Here is a 16,461-nt window from a genome sequence, read left to right as displayed (position 1 = left end):
CGGTGGGGCGGCTCGTCGAACGACGGGCCGCCCCAGGGGACGCCGGGTTCAGCGGGTCGCGGTCAGGCGGGGGCGGTGAAGGTGTAGGAGCCGGCACCGAGCTGGAAGGCCGCCGCGCCGTCCGTGTAGCCCATCGATGCCGCCTGAGCGGGTGCGGTCACGGCCGAGGACGACGCGGCCGGGACCTTGATGGTGGCGGTGGCGTTGGCCGGGATCTCCACTCGCAGGGTAAGTGTGCCGCCGGTGATGGACCAGTCGCTCAGCGCCCTGCCGTACGGGGTGCGCAGGTCGGCCTTGCCGGAGGTGAGGCCGCCGCCCGGCCGGGGCGCGATGGTGATCCGGCGGTAGCCGGGATCACGGGCGTCGGGACCGAGGCCGCCGACCGAGCGGTACAGCCAGTCGCCCACCGAACCGAGACCGTAGTGGTTGAAGGAGTTCATGCCGGGGTCCTGCGGGGAGCCGTCGGTGCGGATGCCGTCCCAGCGCTCCCAGATCGTGGTGGCCCCGCGGCTGTTCAAGTAGCCCCAGCCGGGATATCCAGGCTGCAGCAGGATCTGGTACGCGGTGTCCAGGTGACCGTGGTCGGCCAGCACGGGCAACAGGTTCTCGACGCCGAGGAAGCCCACGCTGAGGTGGCCACCGCTCGCCGCCACCTTGGCCGCGAGCTTGTCGGCGACGGGCTGCACCCGGGCGTCGGGCACCAGGCCGAACGCCAGCGCGAGGACGTAACCGGTCTGGGTGTTGCCGGACACGGTGCCGTCGGCCGCCACGAACCTGCTGGTGAACGCCTGTGCCACCTGGTCGGCGAGCGTGCCGTACGTGGCGGCGTCGGAGGTGCGTCCGGTCGCGGCGGCCATCTGCGCGAGCAGCCGGGCGCTGTGGCCGAAGAACGCGGTGGAGATCAGGTCCTTGGCGGTGTCGTCGTTGACGTTGAGCCAGTCGCCGTAGGTGTCCTGGTTGCGTATCAGGTCGGATCCCGCGGTGCTCTTGGAGTAGTCGACCCAGCGTTTCATCGCGGTGAAGTGCTCGTCGACGACGCGCACGTCCCCGTAGCGCTGCCAGACCGTGTAAGGGACGATGACGCCCGCGTCCGCCCAGCCCGCCTTGCCCGCCCCGCAGCAGACGTCGGGCACCACGTCGGTGAAGGCGCCGTCGGCGTGCTGGGCGTCGGCCAGGTCGTCGGCGAACTTGTCGAGAAGCCCGTAAACGTCGAAGTTGAAGGTCGAGGTGGCGGCGAAGATGCCGATGTCCCCCGTCCAGCCCAGCCGCTCGTCACGCTGCGGGCAGTCGGTCGGGACCGAGAGCATGTTGGAGCGCGCTCCCCACAGGATGTTGTGCTGCAGTTGGTTGACCAGCGCGTTGGACGAGGTGAAGGTGCCGGTCGCCTGGCCGTTGGTCCACGCGGCGAGCCCGGTGACGCTGGCGGTCGTGGGCGTGCCGGGGAAGCCGGTGAGCTCGACGTAGCGGTAGCCGTGCACGGTGAACCTCGGCTCGTACACCTCGTCGGCGCCGGTCCCCGCGAGGGTGAAACGGTCGGTCTGGCGGGCCGCGCGCAGGTTGGCGGTGTAGATGGTGCCGTCGGAGTTGAGCACCTCGGCGTGGCGCATGGTCACCGTGGTGCCGGCCGCTCCGCGCACGCGCAGCCGGTTCCAGCCCGCGAAGTTCTGCCCCAGGTCGAGGACCCACACACCGGGCTTGGGCTGGGCCACCGAGACCGGGGTGATGCTCGCCTGCACGGCGACGCCGGGATCGACGGCCGAGACGAGGTGCGGCTTGGCGCCGCCTCGGACGGTGACCGCGGCCCACCCGGCGTCGTCGTACGCGGCGGTGTCCCAGCCGGCGCGGACGGCCCGCGCGTCGTACTCCTCGCCCTGGTAGAGGTCGTCCACGCGGATCGGGCTCGGCGCGGTGCGCCACGAGGAGTCGGTGCGGACGGTCTGGGTGGTGCCGTCGGTGAAACGCACGGAACCCGGCGTTCTGCCAGCCCGATGGCCCGCTCTGCGAGGCCTTCCACCCGGCATCGGTGACGAGCCTGGTCGTACCCGCTCCCGCCACGTCGACCTCCAGCGCGGCGACCACCCCGGCCGGTGAGGCGGTGGTGTTCTCCGCTGAGATCGCGAGGGTGTTGCGCCCGCCCGCAGCCAGGCCGCGACGTCGACGACGGCGGCGGACTTCCACGAGTCGACGCCCCTCGGCGAGGAGCTGACCTGTCTGCCGTTCACCCACACGTCGGCGGTGTCGTCGCCGGTGACGGTGAGGCGGGCCCGGCCGATCGTGCCGGCGGGCAGCGTGAACGTGCGCCTGAGGAAGCGGGTGCCCACCGGCACGCTCGACGCGGGGTCACCCTCGGGGTACCAGATCCAGCTGGCCCCCGCCAGGGCGGGCGTGCCGGCCGGGGCGCCGACGAAGTCGGCCTGCCATTCTGTGGACGGGGCGAACAGGCCGGTCTCGAACCACGTGACCGGCCCCCAGGCGCCCACCCGGCCCTGGGTGTCCCAGACCCGGACCCGCCAGTAGTAGCGTGTGCCGGACGCCAGCGTTCCGCCGCTGTAGACCGCGTCGACGGACCGGCCGGAGACCACCCGCCCGCTGTTCCAGAGGTCGCCGGTGCCGGACTGGGCTCCGCTCTCGGTGGAGGCGACGATGATCTGGTACGCCGCCTGGACCTGCTCACCCGAGCCGCCGGTGAGCTGCCACCCGAAGCGAGGGGTGGACGCGTCGACGCCTATGGGCGTGGGCCGCCGTTCGGTGGTCGGGGCGCCGACGGTGAGCGGCGAGGCGGCGGCGAGGTCGGGGGCCGCCACACCGGTGCCCCAGGGAGCGGCCCCGTAGGTGCCGGAGACCGCCGCCGCGGGCCAGGATCCATCGGCGAACCCGGGCTCGGTCCAGCCGGGGGTGACCGTGCTCGCGGCCTTCCAGGCGCCGTCGGTGACCAGGTCGACCGTGCCACCGGCGGTGGTCACCCTGAGCCTGGCGATCACTCCCGCCGGGCTCGCCGTGGTGTTGCGCGCCGCTATGGCGACCGTGTTGGACCCGGCTCGGACGGCGGAGGTCAGGTCGACGTACAGGGCCTGCCGCCAGGCAGCCCGCTGAAAAACGTTTTAATTTCCAGAGGAAGATAAAACAACCGGCCCCGGCCGTCAATAGCCCATTGACGGCCGCCCTTGACGGCCGGAAGACAAGCGGTTGATCCCCACGTGCGGCCCGTTTCACCGAGCGTCGGCCCGACGACTGCCGCGCACGGCGACGTCCCTCACATATTGACAAGTCTCTGTAAAGACCCGCACGCTCCTCTGAGTCGTGAAAAATCCGGTCCAACGTGGTTCCGGAAGGCCACCGCCACCCACCGAAATCCGGCCACGGAAATCCAATCATTTGATGGGGTTGAACCGTTCCAGAGCTGACATCATCGCCGTGCGCTCGTGCTCCGCTCCTGCTCTGGAGGACACCGATGAAGAAAAGGCTGATCACCTTAGGCGCGCTGATCGCGCTGAGTCTCGTGACGGCGCTGGTCGCCCCCGCTTCGGCCGCGAAGGCCTCCACCGCGAAGGTCTTCCGAGGCAGGGCCACCGTGATCCTGGAGAGTTACGACTACTGCGGCAACGGCGGCGGCCGCCGGCTGACCGGCCGCACCTCCTACCGGACCAGCGCACAGTTCAGCACCGGCCCGCGCAAGACGTACGGCGGATACGTCGAGCGCAATCCCTTCACGTGGCTGTTCTACGTCGGATCCATCGGCGCGACCGGATCGTTCCAGGTCGGTTCGGCGGCGGTGGCCAAGCCCCCGGGAGTGCTGCTCAACTACTGGACCAGCTCGTACAGCGGCAGCGGCAGGTTCTCCGGACGCCTTGTGGCCTCGCACACCGACAAGGCCACGACCTACAACACCTTCTTCGGCCAGCAGGATCTGATTCCCTGCCGTTCCGGCCTCGGGACCATCCCCATGGTCTACGCGCTCCAGACCGGCACCCGCATCAGCGGCACGATCGGAAGCAGCGGGGCCCGTCTGACGCTGACCGGCGCGACGAACGAGGGTTTCTATGCCTTCCGTGTCGACTTCTCGGCCTGACCTCGCGCGGCGCGCCGCTCCGATCGCCGGGGCGGCCCGCCGCGTACGCGATGCCCTCCCGGCGACCACGCCCCTCGCGGGCGACCTCCGGTAACGGACATGGCAGGCTCCCCGGACACCGTCGCCGTCTGGTCGCGGCGCATCGCCCAGCGGGTCACCCCCGCCGAGACCACGTCCGCCGAGCGGGTCGGCGCCGCCTACATCGCGGGAGGCAGGCGCCGCCGCGACCTGCTGCGGGCGGCGAAAGGCTCCGAGCCCGGAGGATTCGGCGCGGGCCTCGGACCGGGTGAGCTGCCGGTCGTCCTGGATGGGCTGCGCTACCTGGCCGACCACCTGCTCGGCCTCGCCTACGGCCACCCGCTGGCCGATCTGCTGGCGCTTCTCGTCATGCGCGGGATCACGGGGAGCGCGCCGCAGGAGGAGAGCACGGCCGAACCGAAGCTCGATCGGGTGATCGGCGCGTTCGGCGACCGCCTTCGCGCCCACGGGGTCGCCCCCGACCGGGCGCGGGAGCTCACCTACGACACGCTCAAGCTGGTCTTCCAGCAGGATCGCGACGTGCCCGAGATCGAGGTGTTCCTCCGTGCGCTCGCGGGCAGCCCTCCCGCCGGGCCACTGCGCGGCGACCCGCCGTCCGAGCACCTGCCCGCCATCGGTGGCGACACCACCGGATGGATGCTGCCTCCCTGGCTCTGGTTCTATTTCCTCGGAGTCACCGCCCCATCTGTACCGGGGCTCGTGGAGAGCTTCCAGGCCGACGCCGGCGGCATGACCGCGCTGGCCGGGGCCCTGGCCTCCGGTGCGCGGCAGGCGGCCGTCGCCCTCCTCACAGGCGCGGGCCTGCTGGAGTTCTTCCCCGCCGCTCTCCTGCTCGCCGGCATCGCGGGCGTCCTGTTCCCCGGCGCGCGCGGGCGCTGGGCCGAGCGGCGGCACCACCTGGAGCCGAGCGGCGATCCGGTGATCGAGGAGATGTCCGCGTTCGTACGGCGGTACGCCTCCGCGATCGAGCTGCGGCTCGGCGAGCGCCACGATCGGATGGCCCGCGTGTACCCCACCGGCTGGCGGGAGGCGCGTATCGCCGTCTATCCCCCCTTACTGCGCCTGTGGCATGACGATCGGGAGGCGGCTCAGGCCGTGCTGCTCCATGAGGTCGCCCACCTGCGGCAGGGCGACCATCTGATCGTCGGCCTCGCCGGCCCGTTCGGGTGGTTCGTCAGGGTGTGGAGCCTGATCCTCCTCGCCCTGGTGGTGGTGGTGTTCGCGTTCTCGCTGCTCGCCGGGGCGTCGGAGAGGTCCGCGTTGCTCGCGTCCCTGCTCCACGACGCGGCCGCGATCCCGATCGGGCTGATCCTGCCGGTGGCGGGTCTCTGGGTCGCCGAGCTCAGCGCCGACCGTTTCGCGCTGCACGAGGCGGGACCGGACGCGCTGCGCCGCGCCCTCGGCCCTGTCCGGAGCCGGCGCCTGACAGGAAGGCTCCTGGACGGGCTCACCCACCCGCCCCTCCGGCTGCGGCTGTGGGCCACCGTCCCACGCCCGGGCGGCACGGCCGTCCTCGCCGCCCTGTGGCCGGCGGCGGTCGTCGTGCGGGTCGGCGCCATAGCGGTCTTCGAGCTGCTCGCGTACCTGCTGACCGGCTACTCGTTCGGCGACGCGCTCGGCATGGTGGCGCGCGACCTGCGGGCCGATCTGGCATCCGCGCGGGCGACGCTGTTCGAGATGATCGTGTTGCTGGTCAACTGGCCGCTTCTCGCGCCGCTGTGGATGCGCGTGTGGACGTCCGTGCGCGCCGTACGGCAACGCTTCGCGCCCTATCTGCTGTCGGCTCTCATCCCGGGGGCCCTGGTCACGGGGGGCCTGACGACGGGGACGGTCGCGGGGGCCGTCCCCGCCGCCACGAGCACCCCCCTCCCCACGGCGGCGGCACCGGCACCCGAACGGACCGGCCTGGTCGACGACCGCCCGTGGGGCGACCGGCCGCTCCCCGTCGAGATGCGGATCACCGCCTTCACCCCGCTCACCCAGCAGTCGGGGTCATCCGAGTGGAAGGGCATTGCCGCCGGCTGGCTCGGAAGCGGCGTCTGGCGGGCCGAGAAGGACGGGCGGCTGTCCTTCTCCACCGTGGCGAGCCGTCCAGACCTGAGGCCGGGCGCGGGCCAGTGGCTACGGGAGGGGAACAGAGTCACCTTCTGGCTGGCCGTCCAGCTGGACCTGCGGGGCACGACCGTGACCACCGAGATCGGCGGTGACGTGGACCTCGGCCGGAGACCGGCCGTCATGAACGCCGAGTGGGCTCCCAAGGTGGACGCCTCGGACCTCACCGCCCTCATGTCGGCCCCCACCCTGACGCTCACCGCCCCGCTGGACGTCTACACCGCTCCCTGACCCACCGGCACGTGGATCCAGCAGGGTTCGGAGAAGTCCTTGTCGGGGACCCTGGCGACGGTCCGCTCGAAGCGCCAGCCGGGGTCGCCCGAGAAGGCCGTCCTCACCGAGCTGAGGTAGAGCCCTTCCGAGACGATCACGATGTGGTGGCCCGGAGCGCCTGCCAGGGCCGCCTTGGCCTCCGCGCAGTCGCGCAGCCGGTGCGCCCGTACCACGCCGTCGCCGCCGAACCCGTTGACCTCCGGGTAGACCATGTCCTCGTCCAGCGCGACACGCACCCGCACCGCGTACTCGGGCCGCACATGGCGGTTGGCCTCGGCCAGCTCGCTCGCCAGCTCGCGCAGGCAGCGGCGGATCACCCTCGGCTCGTCGATGCCCGGGGGCATGACGATCAGGTGGCCGTCGCCCTGCGCCTGGCGGTCGTACTCGCACGCGGCGACCTGCGCGGCGGACAGGGCCAGGTCGAGCACCCGCACCAGGACGGCCTGCACCCTCCCCTGCTCGGTCGCGTCGCGTTTGCTGTATCCCTCGACGTCGACCGTGACGCACATGCGCCTGGCACCGTGGCGCACGGGCTCCTCGCGGGCCACAGGACCCGGCGGGGAGGGCGCGGAGAACGTGTCGTCCGGCAGGCTGAGCACGAACGGCACGGGCTCCTGGGTCGTGACGGGAACGTCGACGCCCAGCTCGGTGTCGGCGAGCCTCGCCGACACCCCGATCGTCCCGGTGAGCGACGTGGTGCCCCGGGGCACCTCCAGCAGCACTCTGGCCACCCGGCTCCCCTCGACGAGGGACGCGCCGGGCTGGGGGCGGATCCGCCAGCGGAAGTCGCCTCGGCCGTCCCCGAACGTGGTCAGGGCGCCGAGAGCCGAGGGGTCGTCGTAGCGGACGGCGGTGAGCTGCCGCGCGACCACGTCACGGTCGTCCAGGGCGACCTCGAAGACGGCCTCGACGTAGCCGAGTCCGGGAGCCGCCTCCTCCAGGTCGAAGGGGAACAGCACCTGCGTGTAGGACCAGCCCCCGGCGCCGCGCGCCGCCGCCACCTCGGGCGGCAGGTCTGCGGGCCGTACGGCGACGACCATGGGACGGCCGAGCACGGCCCCCGCCTCACGGGTGAACCGCGTACCCGCGCCCTGGAGGGTCTCCTCGGCGACCAGGTCGACTCGTGCCTCGATCGCGTAGCCGGGGTCGATCACTCGATACCTCCAAGAACGGGTCAGTCGGGCAGGCCGAACAGCGTGAAGGCCGCCCAGCCCTGCGGGTCGCCGGAGCGGCCGGCGAGCAGCGAGCAGTGCGCCGCCCGCAGGGCCTGGGCGGTGCCGAGCCCGCCGTTCAGGTGCAGCTCGTGGAAGCGCCGCAGCACGCGGAGGCTGTCGCGCTCGCGCACCGGCCACAGCGTCATGAGCACGGCGAGCGGTCCGGCCGCGAGGAAGGCCCGGCTCAGGCCGATGACCCCGTCGCCGGTCACCCGTCCCGCGCCGGTCTCGCAGGCAGCGAGGACGACCAGCCGCGCGGGCAGGTCGAGCCCGTGTACGGCGTCGGCCCTGAGCTCACCGGAGGCCAGCGCGACGAAGGACGCCATGGGATCGTCGGGCAGTGCTCGGGCGTGGGTGGCCAGGCAGAGCACCGAGGGCCGTGCGGCCGCGCCCTCGACCATGGCGTTCCGCGTCGCGGCGGGGCCCACGTGGACCTCGGCGCCGGTGAACAGGTCGCCGACCACGCCGAAGCGCTCGCGCAGGAGCGGCAGCGGCGCCAGCCCGCCGGGCATGGGCTCGGGGTCGACCAGCGCGCACAACCTCGGCGGCGCGGCCGGCGCGCTCGTACGCCGGGCCATCAAAGAGGGCAGGATCGAGGCGGCGGGCAGCACCGTCGTGGTGTGGCGCTCGGCGAGGTGACGTCCTTCGGCACCGACCAGCGCGTGGAACGGCACGCGCAGCAGCTCCTCGTGGGGCACCAGCGCCACTGCGGTCTCGGGGTCGCGGGGCAGCCACCTGGCCACCGGATCCCAAAGGACGCCGCCGAGCAGGCGCAGCAGCTCACGCGACCGCGCGCGGTCGACCACCTCGTCCCTGAGATGGCGGTGCAGCTCGTCGATCCACCCGAGCAGCGCGCCGCCGTCCACGCGCAGGTCGGCCGTCTCGATCGCGCCGTCCGGGCCGGCCACGAAGACGATCAGCCGGTCGTCGTGCAGGAAGTACTCCACGACCGGCCCGCCGTACTCCCCAAGCAGCGCGGACATCCGGGCCGGGGTGAGCACGGGCGCCTGCCGCCGGCCGCTCATCAGGTCGGCGAACGCGCGGGCGCGGGCCATCTCGGACGCGGCCAAGGCCGCCCCGCCGTCACCGAGTTCCAGGAAGACGCCGACCAGGCCGCCCAGAAAGGACTTGGCCTCCTCCATCATCAGGATCCGGTCCCAGTCGGTCCCTACGCGCGCTCGCCACTGCTCGACGTAGCGGGCCATCCGCGCCATCGCCTCGATGTTGCCCGCCCTGGTACGCCGCGCGTGGCCGACCGGGTCGAGCCTGCCGAGGTGGTCGCGATAGTGCTCCAGCCGTGCGGCGGCGCCGGTCAGCGCCACGGCGACGTCATCCACGGTCACCGCGAACCCGTCGGCGAGCTCGCGCAGCCGTGCGGGGGTACGGGCCAGCAGATCGGCCGCCTCGGCGACGCAGGCGGCGAGCTCGGCCAGGCCGTGCGGCGCCGGGTCCAGGCGGCCGACCAGCCCGGCGGCGGACGCGAGCTCCGAGTCCGCCGCCGCGATCAGGGCGTCGAGGTGACCGAGTGTCGCGATGGACGCCAGCACTTGCCGGTCGAGGGCGAGAGACTCCCGCACGTCGGCCAGGAAACGGCCCCACGCCCCGGTCACGGCGTCGCCGACGCTCAGCTCGCGCCGGAGGGCGGCGGCCTCTCGCAGGTGGCCGACCAGCGCGCCTAGGTGTCCATCGGCGAAGTCGCGCGAAATCCGCCTGGAGAGGGCGTTGAGCCTGTTGATCGGCGAGGACGGATCGCCGCGCGGCTCCCGCGCGGCCACCTCCGGCGCCGGTGGAACCCCGGCGTCCTCGGCCGGGCGGCCGGTGACCGTCGCCTCGTAGCGGACCTGCCCGCCGTCGAACCGCACCCCGGAGAACCGCACGGTGCCGGAGAGGAGGTCGCCCCGTACGGACATCCGCGCCGTGCCCGTGCGGGCCTCGATCGGCAGGTCGAACCGGGCTCCCATCGGGCTCGCGACGGCCGCCCACCAGATCGGTGGCGACGTGGGGGCGTGCAGCGGCCCGAGAGCCACCGTCACGCCGCCCTCGTCGAACGTGACCCGCGCGTCGTCGTCGCCGGTGACCACCCACAGCAGGCCGCCCGGAGCCTGGCCGGGCGAGGAGAGCAGGAACAGCGGCGAGTCGCCCCACTCGACGGATACGCCGACATCCGGGCAGGGCTCCCCGTCGATCAGAGGCGAGGCCGTGCCCGTGAATCGCCGCCACACGCGGTCATCCGGCCGTTCCGCCACGATGAACGATGCTAGGGAGTTCCGCCCATCACCGCCAGAACCTCCGGCGGGGACGTACCGGCTCGGATCAGGACGAGGGAACGGTGATGATCAGGGCGTCGCCCTGGCCGCCGCCGCCGCACAGGCCCGCCGCGCCGACGCCGCCGCCCCGGCGGCGGAGCTCGTGGGCCAGCGTCAGCACGATCCGCGCGCCCGAGACGCCGATGGGATGGCCGAGCGCGATGCCCCCGCCGTTGACGTTGACCTTGTCCTGCGGCACCCCGAGCTCCTTGGACGACTGGAGCACGACCGCCGCGAACGCCTCGTTGATCTCGACCAGGTCGAGGTCCTCCACGCCCATGCCCTGCTTGCCGAGGGCCTGGAGGATGGCGTTGGCAGGCTGGGACTGCAGGGAGTTGTCCGGGCCCGCCACGTTGCCGTGCGCCCCAATCTCGGCGAGCCAGGTGAGGCCCACCTCCTCGGCCTTGGCCCTGGACATGACCACGACCGCGCAGGCGCCGTCGGAGATCTGGGACGACGACCCCGCCGTGATCGTGCCGTCCTTGGCGAAGGCCGGCCGCAACCTGCTCAGCGTCTCCACGGTGGTGTCGCCACGGATGCCCTCGTCGGCGGAGAACACGATGGGGTCGCCCTTGCGCTGCGGAAGCGACACCGGGACGATCTCGTCGTCGAACCTGCCGTCCTTGACCGCGGCGGCGGCGAGCTGGTGCGAGCGGGCGGAGAAGGCGTCCTGCTCCGCCCTCCCAAGGCCGAGGCGGGTGTTGTGCCGCTCGGTGGACTCGCCCATCGACACCTGGTCGAACACGTCGGTGAGCCCGTCGAAGGCCATCGAGTCGAGGATGTCGGCCCCGCCGAACTTCACGCCCTTGCGCAGCCCGGGCAGCAGGTGGGGGGCGTTGGTCATCGACTCCATGCCGCCCGCGACCACGATGTCGAACTCGCCGGCGCGGATCAGCTGGTCTGCCAGGGCGATGGCGTCGAGGCCCGACAGGCAGACCTTGTTGATGGTGAGCGACGGCACGCTCATCGGGATGCCCGCCTTCACCGCGGCCTGCCGCGACGGGATCTGGCCGGCGCCCGCCTGGATCACCTGACCCATGATCACGTACTGGACGAGCTCGGGCGCCACGCCGGAGCGCTCCAGGGCCGCCTTGATCGCGAGCCCGCCGAGCTCGACGGCGGACAGGTCCGACAGCGAGCCGAGCAAACGGCCGATGGGCGTGCGGGCCCCGGCCACGATGACGGAACGCGACATGCCGGACGGGGTGGCGGGAGAACTGGACACCAGGGCCTCCATGATGGGGTCTTCGGCGACTTTGCCACCATACCTACGACGGACCACTCGCCCTCAGAGAGGTCACCCGGGAGTGGGCCGGCGGTGGCCGCCGTACGCGCAGGGAGGACACGCAATGCTGCTGAGAATCGACCATGTGGGCATCGCCTGCGAGAATCTTGAGGAGAAGATCGCGTTCTACGAGGCGACCTTCGGCGTGACCGTCGTCAGCCGGGAGGTCAACCAGGAGCAGGGGGTGAAAGAAGCCATGCTGCACGTGGCGGACGGCGAGGGAGGCGGCTCCTACATCCAGCTGCTGGAGCCGCTCAGCTCCGACAGCCCGGTGGGGAAGTTCCTCGCCAAACGGGGGGAGGGCCTCCACCACGTCGCCTACGGGGTGACGGATGTCACCGAGGCGATCGAACAGATCGGCGGCACGGGGGTGCGATTGATCGACAAACACCCCCGCCACGGAGCAATGGGCACCTCAATCGCGTTTCTTCATCCGAAAGACGTGGGAGGAGTCTTGACAGAGCTGGTGGAGTCCCCCATGCGCCACTCGTAGCTGACGAAACTCAACAATGGCTTATTCGTAACAAGTCGCGCAGAAAGTCGGACGGGACCTCCAATTCGGCAACACCGGAGTACGCTGGCCTACCATCCGGACGTGGATCCCGCCATGGACGGGCGAGCCGAGCACATGGATCCAGGGGTGAGCGAGAGTCCACCCCTGCTAGCGAGTGCCCGAGCGAGCGCGACCGTTGGAAGCGGGTCCCCGCCTCGGATGTCCGCCCCCCCGTCCGGCCCGTGTAGCCGTCTCGACAACCCAGGATCGAGCCTCATGCAGTCCGACATCGACGCCCAGCTGAACAATTTCTTTGAAGACGCCCCCACGCGGGAATTCGACGTGGTTCTCCGTGGCTACGACCGGCACCAGGTTCACGACCACTTGAAGCAGCTCGACACCGACCTGCGTCAGACCCGTGAGCAGCTCTCCGCGTTGCAGCGGGAGCTTTCCGACTCGCAGCGCCAACTGCAGGAGCAGGAGCGCCCGACCTACTCCGGGCTAGGTGCCCGCATTGAGCAGTTGCTGCGTCTGGCGGAGGAGCAGGCCACCGAGCTGGTGCAGGCCGCCAGGTCCGAGGCCAACGAGATAAAGGCCGCGGCGAAGGTGGACGCGGCGGACGTGCGGGCGGCCGCCGAGAACGAGGCGGCCGAGAAGCGGGCGCTCGCCACCCGCGAGACCGACGAGATGCGCACCATGGCCGAGCGGGAGGCCGAGGAGATCCGCTCGACCGCCAAGCGCGAGGCCGACGAGCTGACCTCCACCACCGAGCGCGAGGTCTCCAAGCTCCGGGCCACGGCCGACCACGAGGTCGCCGAGAAGCGTGCGGACGCCGAGCGTGAGATCGCCAAGCTGCGCACCACCACCGAGCGTGAGGTGGCCCAGCTCCGCGCCTCCACCAAGCGCGAGCGCGACGAGGTGCTGACCACCGCCAAGCGCCAGGCCGACGAGATGCGGGCCCAGGCCCAGCGCGTCCTTGAGGAGTCCGAGGCCAAGCGCGCCCAGGACGAGGCCGAGTTTGAGATCCAGCTGGCCGCCCGCCGCGAGGAGGCCGAGCGCCAGGAGTCCGAGCGCCACGCCACCGCCCAGGCCGCGACGCAGAAGCTCGTGGCCGAGGCCGAGCAGCGCGCCGCGACCGCCGAGCAGCGGGCCACCAAGGCCACCCAGCAGGCCGAGCAGAGCCGTCGCGAGGCGGACACCCACGCCAAGCAGCTGCTCGCGAACGCCCGCAAGAACGCCGACCAGCTGGTCGCCGAGGCCAAGTCCAGCGCCGAGTCGATCGTGTCGGACGCCAAGTCCGAGGCCGAGCGCAACAGGACCGTCGCCCAGCGCCAGGTCGACGAGCTGACCCGCCAGCGCGACAGCATCACGAGCCACCTCGCGCAGCTGCGCCAGCTGCTCGGTGGCGCGGCGCTGCCGGGCATGGACGAGGCCCCGGCGGTCGCGGCGGCGCCGCCGAAGCCCGCCCTCGCGGCCACGCCCGCCGCGGCCGAGAAGCCCAGCCCCGCACCGGCCCCGCAGCGGGCCCCCGCGTCGGCTGAGGACGAGTCCGAGTGGTGGCAGGAGTAGGCACCTCACCACTTCAGGGGCGTTAGGGACGGCTACCGGGAGAGCCTGGCGATCACCATGGTCGCTAGGCTCTCCTCTGTTGTCCGCACTGTTCCACCCCCGTACGGCACGCAGAGGGCCCATGGTGGCCCCTCAGGGGCATGCCCTCCCGCCGTCACCACCTCACCTCTCACCCCCTGATGCCGAGGAGCAGACGTGCCCGATCGCGCGACGGACGCGGTACCCGATATCCCTGGGAGGCCGGGAGCCACGCGCGCCACCTATGCGGACGCGGCCGAGGCGACCGACATCCTGCCCGCCGCGGCGGGCGTGCCCTACCCGTCCCGGACGGCCGCACCCAGCCGAGGCTCCCGGGCCACGCCTGAGCCGGGCTCCGAGGCCACGCCGAGGCCGGATTCGCGGGCCGCGTCCAGGCAGGGCTCTCAAGCCAGAAGGGCGTCCGGCTCCTCCGCCATGCCGGCCCCGAGTAGCCTGGACGGCTCGGCCGACGACGGTGAGGACGCCGCGCTGCCGTACGGCGTGCCGGGCAAGCCGCTGGCCCGTGGGCCGTTCCTGTGGGGCCTGACGGCGGCGCTCGGCGTGCTCACGGCGTGGGCGCTGGCCCAGGCTCTGATCAGCTCCCGCAGTGTGATCGTGCTGATCGTGGTGGCCGCGTTCCTCGCGGTCGGGCTCAACCCCGTCGTGGAGGCCCTCCAGAGACGCGGGATGAACCGGCGCTGGGCCATCTCAATCGTGTTCCTGGGCGTGATCGCGTTCTTCGTGCTGTTCGGGCTCGCGATCGTGCCGCCGGTCAGCCAGGAGTCCAGCGACTTCGTCAGCGCCGTGCCCGGCTACGTCCAGTCCCTGATGGCGAACCCCACGATCAAGCAGCTGGACACCGACTACAAGATCCTCGCAAACATTCAGACCTACATCACCAGCGGCGGCCTCGGCGCGACCGTGGCCGGAGGCATCCTGGGCGCGGGGGCGGTCGTGCTCGACGCGTTCTTCTCCGGGTTCACCTTGCTGGTGCTGACGCTCTACTTCCTCGGATCGCTTCCGGTGATCAAGGAGTACCTGCTCCTGCTGGTGCCCGCCAGCCGCCGTCCCCGCACGCGGGCCATGGGCGACGAGATCCTCTCCGGCATCGGCGGCTACGTGGCGGGCAACGTGCTGATCTCGGTGATCGCGGGCGGCCTGTCCTGGCTGTTCCTGACGATCGCCGGAGCCAAGTACGCGCTGGCGCTGGCGCTGGTCGTGGCGGTCACCGACCTGATCCCGCTGGTGGGCGCGACGGTCGGCGCGGTCCTGGTGTCCGCCGTCGGGTTCCTCCAGTCGGGAACCCTCGGCATCGCCTGCGTCATCTTCTTCGTGGTCTACCAGCAGGTCGAGAACTACGTGATCTACCCGCGCGTGATGAGCAGGTCGGTGGACGTCGCCCCGGCGGTGTCGGTGATCGCCGCCCTGTTCGGCGGCGCGCTGCTTGGAGCCGTGGGCGCGCTGCTGGCCATCCCGGTGGCCGCCGCCGTGGCGCTCATCGTCCGCGAGGTGGTCCTCCCCCGGCAGGCCCGGCTCTAGATCAGGTGGCGGTGACGCCTCCGTCGATGAACAGCACCTGGCCGGTCATGTAGGCGGAAGCCGTGCTGGCCAGGAAGACCGCCGGGTGGGCCATCTCCTCGGGGGTGCCCCAGCGGCCCATGGGCACCGACGAGATGGTGGCCCGGCTGGCGTTCTCGTCCTCCCAGAGGCTGCGGTTGAGGTCGGTCGCGGTCCAGCCGGGGCACAGGGCGTTGACGCGGACGCCGTTGCCCGCCCACTCAAGGGCGAGGGTCTTGGTGAGGGCGACCAGGCCGGCCTTGGCCGCGGCGTACGGGGCCATGAAGGGGGCGCCCAGGGCGGCGACGGACGCGATGTTGATCACCGAACCGGACCCGCGCTCCAGCAGGTGCGGCGCGACGGCGTGGCACACCGCCATCGCCGAGTCGAGGTTGAGCTTCATGAGCTTGTCCCACCCGGACAGCCGCAGGTCCTTGAAGGGGACGATGAAGTTGGAGCCGCCCGCGTTGTTCACGACGATGTCGAGGTGGCCCATGCTCTCGATCGCCTCCCGTACGGCCGCGCCCGCCGCGTCCCTTTCGACGAGATCGCAGGGGATGGCGTACGCCCGGCGCCCGAGGGCCTCGACCTCCTTGGCCACCTCGGCCAGGGTCTCGGGCGACCGCGCGACCAGCGCGACGTCGGCGCCGGCCTCAGCGTAGGCCAGGGCGATCGCCCGCCCGATGCCTCGTGACGCACCGGTGACGAGCGCGTTCCGCCCGGAAAGATCAAACGCCTGCACGGCAGCCTCCTCGCTAGAACCGAACAAGATTCTATGGGTCCGCGCGGCGCGGCGTCACACCTCGGTGGGCAAGGGACAGGCCGCCGGGTTGACCCGCCTGACGATCTCATTCAGCACGATGCGCACGTAGGGCTCGCCGACCCACAGGTGCTTGGCGTTGTCGACGCCCACCACCTCGGCCTGCGGGACCCTGGCGAAGCGCTGCCGCGCCTCCTCGGGCCTGAGGTAGTCGTCGAACTCCGGCACCAGCGCGACCAGCGGCCGCCCGAACTCCGCCCAGGCGTCCAGGTCGGCGTCCCCGGCCCGGTTGAGGGGTGGCGACAGCAGGATCGCGCCCTGGACGAGCGGGTCGTGCCCCCACTTCAGCGCCAGCTCGGTGCCGAACGACCACCCGAGCAGCCAGGGGTTCGGCAGGTCGTTGAACTCGGCGTACTCCAGCGCCGCCGCCACGTCGAACCGCTCCGCCTCGCCGTCGTCGAAGGCCCCTTCTGACTTGCCCCGATCGGAGGCGGTGCCCCGGGTGTTGAAGCGCAGCACCGCGATGCCGGCGAGGGCGGGCAGCCGGTAGGCGGCCTTGCGCAGCACGTGGCTGTCCATCATGCCCTCGGCCGTCGGAAGCGGGTGCAGGCAGATCAGCGTGGCCACCGGGCGCCCCTCCGGAGGGAGCGCCAGCTCACCGACGAGCGTCAGCCCGTCGGCGGTGTGCAGCTCGATGTCCTCCCGTACGGCGGGCAGAACCGTCGACGAGCGAATCTCCAATGCCGGCTCCTCAAAGTCGCGGTCT

11 protein-coding genes are annotated in these 16,461 nt (G+C 71.9%); 5 read left to right on the top strand and 6 right to left on the bottom strand.

Annotated features, from left to right (window positions below; all coding sequences use genetic code 11):
- Positions 1–62: 62 nt before the first annotated feature.
- Positions 63–2,963 carry a family 78 glycoside hydrolase catalytic domain gene (locus tag AB0O34_RS09440; RefSeq protein WP_363914437.1) on the bottom strand — a complete coding sequence of 967 codons (2,901 nt, stop codon included), beginning with the start codon at positions 2,961–2,963 and terminating at the stop codon, positions 63–65.
- Between the two features lie 488 nt (positions 2,964–3,451).
- On the opposite strand from AB0O34_RS09440, the gene AB0O34_RS09435 reads away from it, so the two are divergent.
- Both AB0O34_RS09435 and AB0O34_RS09430 read left to right on the top strand, forming a co-directional pair.
- Positions 3,452–4,069: a hypothetical protein gene (locus tag AB0O34_RS09435; RefSeq protein WP_363914435.1), complete on the top strand. Its 618-nt coding sequence runs from the start codon at positions 3,452–3,454 to the stop codon at positions 4,067–4,069.
- Positions 4,070–4,168: 99 nt separating this feature from the next.
- The gene (locus tag AB0O34_RS09430; protein WP_363914433.1) at positions 4,169–6,451 is read left to right on the top strand and encodes a M48 family metalloprotease; all 2,283 of its coding nucleotides are present in this window, start codon (positions 4,169–4,171) and stop codon (positions 6,449–6,451) included.
- On the opposite strand, the gene AB0O34_RS09425 is transcribed toward AB0O34_RS09430, so the two are convergent.
- From AB0O34_RS09425 to AB0O34_RS09415, 3 genes are all read right to left on the bottom strand, one after another.
- Positions 6,436–7,647, bottom strand: a complete 1,212-nt coding sequence (locus AB0O34_RS09425; RefSeq protein WP_363914431.1) for a hypothetical protein — start codon at positions 7,645–7,647, stop codon at positions 6,436–6,438. The genes AB0O34_RS09430 and AB0O34_RS09425 overlap by 16 nt on opposite strands.
- Before the next feature lie 20 nt (positions 7,648–7,667).
- The gene (locus AB0O34_RS09420) at positions 7,668–9,929 is read right to left on the bottom strand and encodes a CHAT domain-containing protein (RefSeq protein WP_363914429.1); all 2,262 of its coding nucleotides are present in this window, start codon (positions 9,927–9,929) and stop codon (positions 7,668–7,670) included.
- A gap of 91 nt (positions 9,930–10,020) precedes the next feature.
- Positions 10,021–11,208, bottom strand: a complete 1,188-nt coding sequence (locus AB0O34_RS09415) for an acetyl-CoA C-acetyltransferase (protein ID WP_363914519.1) — start codon at positions 11,206–11,208, stop codon at positions 10,021–10,023.
- Positions 11,209–11,362: 154 nt separating this feature from the next.
- Here AB0O34_RS09415 and mce point away from each other — a divergent pair, with 154 nt between their 5' ends.
- The 3 genes from mce (at position 11,363) to AB0O34_RS09400 (ending at position 14,917) form a co-directional block, all read left to right on the top strand.
- On the top strand, positions 11,363–11,791 hold the full coding sequence (gene mce / locus AB0O34_RS09410; protein ID WP_363914427.1) for a methylmalonyl-CoA epimerase: 429 nt from the start codon (positions 11,363–11,365) through the stop codon (positions 11,789–11,791).
- Positions 11,792–12,067: 276 nt separating this feature from the next.
- Positions 12,068–13,360 (top strand): DivIVA domain-containing protein, encoded by a 1,293-nt coding sequence (locus tag AB0O34_RS09405; protein WP_363914425.1) that lies wholly within the window; start codon positions 12,068–12,070, stop codon positions 13,358–13,360.
- Positions 13,361–13,555: 195 nt separating this feature from the next.
- A complete protein-coding gene (locus AB0O34_RS09400) occupies positions 13,556–14,917 on the top strand; it encodes an AI-2E family transporter (RefSeq protein WP_363914423.1) in 1,362 nt (453 codons plus the stop codon).
- Position 14,918: 1 nt separating this feature from the next.
- Here the strand turns inward: AB0O34_RS09400 and AB0O34_RS09395 are convergent, their stop codons facing one another.
- Both AB0O34_RS09395 and AB0O34_RS09390 read right to left on the bottom strand, forming a co-directional pair.
- Positions 14,919–15,677: an SDR family NAD(P)-dependent oxidoreductase gene (locus tag AB0O34_RS09395; protein WP_363914421.1), complete on the bottom strand. Its 759-nt coding sequence runs from the start codon at positions 15,675–15,677 to the stop codon at positions 14,919–14,921.
- A 54-nt stretch (positions 15,678–15,731) separates the two neighbouring features.
- On the bottom strand, positions 15,732–16,436 hold the full coding sequence (locus AB0O34_RS09390) for an alpha/beta hydrolase (RefSeq protein ID WP_363914419.1): 705 nt from the start codon (positions 16,434–16,436) through the stop codon (positions 15,732–15,734).
- Between the last annotated feature and the right edge of the window lie 25 nt (positions 16,437–16,461).

This window comes from Sphaerisporangium sp. NPDC088356, assembly GCF_040685555.1.
Lineage (GTDB): Bacteria > Actinomycetota > Actinomycetes > Streptosporangiales > Streptosporangiaceae > Sphaerisporangium.
The sequence above is the reverse complement of the archived record's forward strand: the minus strand, read 5'-3'. Positions and strand labels throughout refer to the sequence as shown.